The organism is Deltaproteobacteria bacterium (assembly GCA_003696105.1).
In the GTDB taxonomy this organism is placed as follows: domain Bacteria; phylum Myxococcota_A; class Polyangia; order Haliangiales; family J016; genus J016.
Map to the genome: position 1 here is coordinate 1 of RFGE01000224.1, position 5,562 is coordinate 5,562.

The following is a 5,562-nucleotide window of genomic DNA, read 5'->3' on the forward strand; positions in this document are numbered from 1 at the left end:
GTCGCTCGCGTACGGCCGTCTCGCGTACAAGAAGCAACACCTCGAGCCGCTCGATTACATGATCGACCGTTTCAAGAAGCCGGCCGACGAAAACGCCAAGAAGGCGGACGCGGAGGCCAAGAAGGCCGAGAAGTACGAAAAGATCGGCGCCGACTACGAAAAGAAAGCACTCGCGGACAAGAAGAACCAACAAGCGCTGATGAAGAAGGCGAACGACGCGTTCGCCAAAGCGGAAGGCCACCGGGACGAAGAGGCGCGGCTGCGCGGAGTCTCCGACTCCTACCGCGGCTACCAGCGCGGGTTTGAGGAATCGAAATGGCGCGCCGAAGTCGGCATCGAGTGCGGCAGCGACCCGATGTGTTATGCCAAGTACCTCGACGCGAAGGACATCGCGGTGGGCAAGCCCGGCCTGCCCAAGGCCGAACGCGCGCTCATCCAGTTGGCGAAGCTCGGTCCAAAGGCCGCGCCGGCGCTCGACGCGCTCCTCAAGCACGTAGACACCTCCGAACGCATCGTGCGCCAGGGAATCCTGTTGGCGCTCACGCGCGTCGCTCCCAAGCCGTGCGACCGGTGCGTCCAGCGGCTCGACGAGGTGATCAAGGCGCAGGAAAACCAGACGACGCTCGACTACCTCACGGCCGACACGCGCATCGTGCGCAACTACTTCCGCTGGGCAGGCCGCTGATGCGATAGCCGGAGCCTGCCGAAAACGTCAAAACGCCCTCGGCTGTGCGCCGAGGGCGTTTTCCGTTTCGGGGGTGAGCGATGGGACTTGAACCCACGACCACCAGGGCCACAACCTGGTGCTCTACCAGCTGAGCTACGCCCACCGTAACGAGGTTTGCCAATTGTGCGCGACCGCCGGCCGCCCCGCCAGGCCCGCCTGGCAGGACTCGAACCTGCGACCTCGGGCTTAGAAGGCCCTTGCTCTATCCGACTGAGCTACAGGCGGTCAAGCCATTACCTGCCAAGAACGTCTTCGATTGTCAGGCGGTCGGGGTGAGAGGATTCGAACCTCCGACACCCTGCTCCCAAAGCAGGTGCGCTACCAGGCTGCGCTACACCCCGCCGGGGGCACGATCATCTACCCTGTCGGGGGGCGCTTGGCAAGCCGGAAGTGGTCGATGAGCAACGGCTTCAGCGCCGCCATCGCGCGCGCGCGGTGCGAGCAGCCGCCCTTCGTCCCCACACCGACCTCCGCGAACGTCGCGCCCAGTTCGGGGACGAAAAACAGCGGGTCGTAGCCGAATCCGCCGGTGCCGCGCGGCTGCCGCAGCACGCGCCCTTCGCAGACGCCGGTCGCGGTCAGAACCGTGTCGCCGTCGCACAGGGCGAGCACGGCGCGAAACCGGGCCGTGCGGCGGTCGTCCGGCACATCCTCGAGATCGGCGAGCAGCCGCGCGTTGTTCGCGGCGTCGTCGCCGTGGGCGCCGGCGTAGCGCGCGCTGTGGACGCCGGGCGCGCCGCCGAGCGCGTCGACCTCGATGCCGCTGTCGTCGGCCAGGGCGGGCAACCCGGTCGCTGCAGCCGCCGCCCGCGCCTTGCGGATCGCGTTGGCCTCGAACGTGTCACCGTCCTCCACGACGGCGGGCAGCGGCACGTCGTCGGCCGACAGCACGTCGATCGGCAGATCGGCCAACAGCTCGCGCAGCTCCGCCACCTTGCCGCGGTTGTGCGTCGCGAACACCAGTCTCGGGCGGTGCGGCCGACTCACGTGTGCCCCCCTTCCCGGGCGGCGTCGATCGCCGCCTGCTGGGCGGCACACAGCCGGCGGATCCCGCCGGCCGCGAGGTCGAGCATCGCCGCGAGCTGGGCGCGATCGAATGGCTGGCGCTCGGCCGTGCCCTGCACTTCGACGAGCCGGCCCGACTCGGTCATCACGACGTTCATGTCGACCTCGGCCGCCGCGTCCTCCTCGTATGACAGGTCGAGCCGCACCTCGCCGTCGACAATGCCGACCGACACCGCGGCGACGCGTTCGCGCAGAGCCGGCGCACCGTCGCCCAGGGCCAGCGCGAGGGCCACGCATCCCCCGGTAATGGACGCGCACCGCGTGCCGCCGTCGGCCTGCAGCACGTCGCAGTCGAGCGTGACCGTCCGTTCACCGAGCTGGTCGAACGCGACGACCGCGCGCAACGCCCGTCCGATCAGCCGCTGGATCTCCTTGTCGCGGCCGCCCTGCGAGCGGCGTCCGCGCGTGTGTGTCGCACTCGGCAGCATCGCATATTCCGCCGTCACCCAGCCGGTGCCCGGCGTCTCGACGAACGGGGGCACGCGGTCTTCGATCGATGCGGCGCACACCACCCAGGTGTCGCCGAGCCGGATCAGCGCGCTGCCGGCGGGATGGCGCTGAAAGCGCGGGGTGATCGACAGGGGCCGAAGCTCGTCGTTTGCGCGTCCGTCGGGGCGAGGCATCCGCCGTCGTATAGCACGCGCGCGCGGGCGCGACGCGGGGGCGGCGCGGTCACGGGCCGGCCATCGCGGACGCGAGCGCCTCGCAGATCGCGGCGCGCGTGTCGGGCCGGCGCAGCTGCGGGCCTTCGATCGGATGGTCGAGGAAGCCGACCTCGACGAGCACCGCCGGCATGGTGAGCCCGAGCAGCACGTGCATGGCGTCCTGGCGCACCCCGCGATCGCCCTCGGGTCCGCGGACGGAGCGGAGGGCGCGCTGCACGCGCAGCGCCAGAGCGGCCGACGCGGGCAGCGCGAGGCTGCGCTCCACGTCGTCGAGCAGCGCGGCGGTCCGTCGGTCCACGCCAGCGCGTGCGGGGCCGTCGTCGTACCGCAGCGCCGGCGCGTCCACCTCGATGGCCTCGGGGGTGAGCACGTACGTTTCGTAGCCGCGCTGATCGTGGCGCTCGGTGGCGTTGAAGTGGATGCTCACGAACCGGTCGGCGCCGAGAGCGTGGGCGCGGCGGACGCGGTCGCGCAGCGACACGTACTCGTCGCGCTCGCGCGTGAGAGCGACGCGGAAGCCCGCCGCGCGCAGCCGTTCCGCGACGCATCGGGCCATGGCGAGGGTCTCGCGCTTTTCGTACACGCCGGGTTCGGCGCCGGGGGCGCCGGTGTTCGCGCCGCCGTGGCCCGGGTCGATCACGATGAGGGGCGCGTCCGCTGGGGGCTGCGCGATCGCCGCCGCAGGTGCCAACCCGAGCGATAGCATGATGAGAAGGCGATTCATCCTACATGTAGGATATCATCCCACTTGGCAGGGCCAACATTTTCGCTGGCCTCCCCGCGCCGCGCGCTGCCGAAGGGCGCACCGTCCCCCCGGCGCGCCCGCCGCGGCCGGCTGTCGACGGCAGGCGCCGGCAATCGCCCGCCTTGACCCAACCCATTTATTTCGCTACGTTTTTTCCATGTCGAGGTCGTCGCACCGGGCGCTCGACGCGAGCCTCGTGTTGCTGGCGGCGATGGGGGTCGAGCTGGCGCTCAACCGCCTGGCCGTCCCGGCCCTCCGGCCGCTCGACCGCTCGCCGCCGGGGTGGTACGCCGCCCTCGACCACGCGGCTCTGTTCGTCTTCCATTTCGCGTCGGTCCTCGCGGTCGCGGTGCTCTTGCGCGCGATCTGGCAAACCGTCGCGGACGCGCCGCGCAGCCGAGCCGTGCGCGGCGCCCTCGCGGCGTCCGGGTTCGCCGCGGCCGCCACGAGCGGATGGGCCATCGTCTGCACGCCGTCGCTTCGGCTCCAGTTCGCGCTCCAGACGGCGTTCTCCGCGACCATTGCGGTCATCGTGTTGTCGCAGGTGCGACGGCGCGGCCACCTGTGGACGAAGCTCGGCGTCGTCGTCGTCGCGGTGCCCCTGTTGGCGCAGTACTACGCCCCGTTCGTGTTGCGCGTGATCGACGGCGCCGACCTGTCGCTGTTCCCGAACATCCCGCATCACGAGTTGCCCAACCGCGTGCGGAACTGGGGCCAGGTGTCCATCGCCGTCGCGGCGCTCGCCTCCCCGTACCTGTTCGCGCCCCGCCCCGCGCGATGGTCTCTCGCAAAACCGGCCCCGCTCGTGGTCGCCACGTTCGTCGGTCTGGTCGCCGGCATCGTCGTTCGCGAACAGCGCGCCGTCGGCACCGAACTCGCAATGATGGGGCTCGGCATCGACATCGGCCCGACCGGCGCGCCCCACGGCATGGTCGGCATCTACCTGCTCGCGCTCGTGTCCATCACGTGGACGCTGGTGTCGTGCCTGATCGCCGAGGCCCCGGCGCGACGGCGAATCGGAGTCGGTCTCGGCCTGCTCGTCGTCGCGGGCTACGCGTTCGCGTGGCCGCTGCAGTACGCGGTCGCCCTCGTCGGCCTGTTGGCGATCGACCGGGCGGCCGACGACGTGCGCCGCCAGGAATCGGAGTTGGAGGCGGCCGGCGCCGCGTTCCACCTGCCCGCAATCGCGGCGGCGGCGTGGGCCGACTACGTCCGGTCGATCGTGAACGCGCTCGGCGGCGACACCCACGCGCAGTCAATGACGAGCCAGCACGGTCACGGCGCGACGGTCACGCACATCGTCGGACGCCGGCGCGGTGTGCCGATGCAACTGCGCATCACCCGCAGCCACGGCGCGGTCCAGGTCGTCGACGTCACGCTCGGCCGCCGGCCGCCGGCGGACCGCGAACCGGATTGGACTCTTCACGCGCGATCGGAGCGGGTATTCGCGATCGGCTCGCATCCCGAGCCGCCACCGACACACGCACCGGCCACAAAGACCGGCGATGCGCTGTTCGACCGGCGCTTTCGCGTGCGCGACGCCGGCGGTGTGACGGCGGCGTTGCTCGACGACAGCCTCCGCGCGCGCGCGACGGCCGTGCTCGACGGATGGCTCGCGCTGTGGCGCGGCGACTCGTTGCACTATCGCGTGTGCCCGGGCCGCGGGGCACCGCTGGACACGCCGATCCCCATCAGCGAGTTGGCCGCCCGCGGCGCGCCCGGCGCCGACGCCGCAGCCAAGATAATCACCCTACTCGACCTCCTCGCGGACATCGCGCAGCGCGCGAAGCTCGACGCAACCGCCGGCACCGACGAGAGGACGCCCGCCCGCGCGCCGCACGCCGCCTCCGACGCCGCGCCGAATGCCGCCGGCACCGACGACGGGACGCCCGCCCGCGAGCCGCACGCCGCCTCCGACGCCGCGCCGAATGCCGTCGGCACCGACGGCGTCGCGGCTGCCGCGCCGCCGCGCGGCGTGGGCGACGACGACACCGCCGCCGACTGATCGGGTCGCTCGGGCGCTCGCCGCTAAATGAGGAATCATGTGTCCCGTACGGAGGATCGCGAGCCACATTGCGTCGACGGCAAGGCGGAGCGACGAAGTAAGGGTGGGCCCCCTTTCGAGGAGCTCCAACGCCGCCAACGGCGTGAGGGGGCCGCGAGGACCGTACGCGATGCGTGATTCCTCATTTAGGAGGCTGTTGCGTATAGGCGCGCCAGCGAGGTTGCGAGATGCGAGGCGAGGTTCGGCGCACGCCCGCAGCGCACGAGGGCGCGTATCAACATACGGAACCGAAGGGCGCGAGGACGTACGCCGAAGATCGCCCGCAGATCGTGACCGCAGCCAGCGGCTATGCGCA

The 5,562-nt window shown here is 71.1% G+C and carries 5 protein-coding genes and 3 tRNA genes; 2 read left to right on the plus strand and 6 right to left on the minus strand.

What is annotated here, in order from left to right:
* Positions 1–685, plus strand: a 685-nt coding sequence (locus tag D6689_14960) for a hypothetical protein (protein RMH40027.1), incomplete at its 5' end; no start/stop codon positions are given.
* A 69-nt stretch (positions 686–754) separates the two neighbouring features.
* On the opposite strand, the gene D6689_14965 is transcribed toward D6689_14960, so the two are convergent.
* The 6 genes from D6689_14965 to D6689_14990 form a co-directional block, all read right to left on the minus strand.
* Positions 755–830: transfer RNA gene (locus D6689_14965), tRNA-His, on the minus strand.
* 45 nt (positions 831–875) lie between these two features.
* Positions 876–952: transfer RNA gene (locus D6689_14970), tRNA-Arg, on the minus strand.
* Between the two features lie 39 nt (positions 953–991).
* Positions 992–1,068 (minus strand) — tRNA-Pro (locus tag D6689_14975).
* Positions 1,069–1,084: 16 nt separating this feature from the next.
* Entirely contained in the window at positions 1,085–1,714 is a 630-nt protein-coding gene (rdgB, locus tag D6689_14980) for an RdgB/HAM1 family non-canonical purine NTP pyrophosphatase (protein ID RMH40028.1), read from the minus strand.
* Complete coding sequence (locus D6689_14985) at positions 1,711–2,415, minus strand: ribonuclease PH (GenBank protein RMH40029.1); 705 nt, start codon at positions 2,413–2,415, stop codon at positions 1,711–1,713. The genes rdgB and D6689_14985 overlap by 4 nt, the downstream gene beginning before the upstream one ends.
* Positions 2,416–2,464: 49 nt before the next feature.
* Entirely contained in the window at positions 2,465–3,181 is a 717-nt protein-coding gene (locus tag D6689_14990; GenBank protein ID RMH40030.1) for an N-acetylmuramoyl-L-alanine amidase, read from the minus strand.
* A gap of 178 nt (positions 3,182–3,359) precedes the next feature.
* Between D6689_14990 and D6689_14995 the strand changes: the two genes are divergently transcribed.
* Positions 3,360–5,207: a hypothetical protein gene (locus tag D6689_14995; protein ID RMH40031.1), complete on the plus strand. Its 1,848-nt coding sequence runs from the start codon at positions 3,360–3,362 to the stop codon at positions 5,205–5,207.
* Positions 5,208–5,562 lie beyond the last annotated feature (355 nt).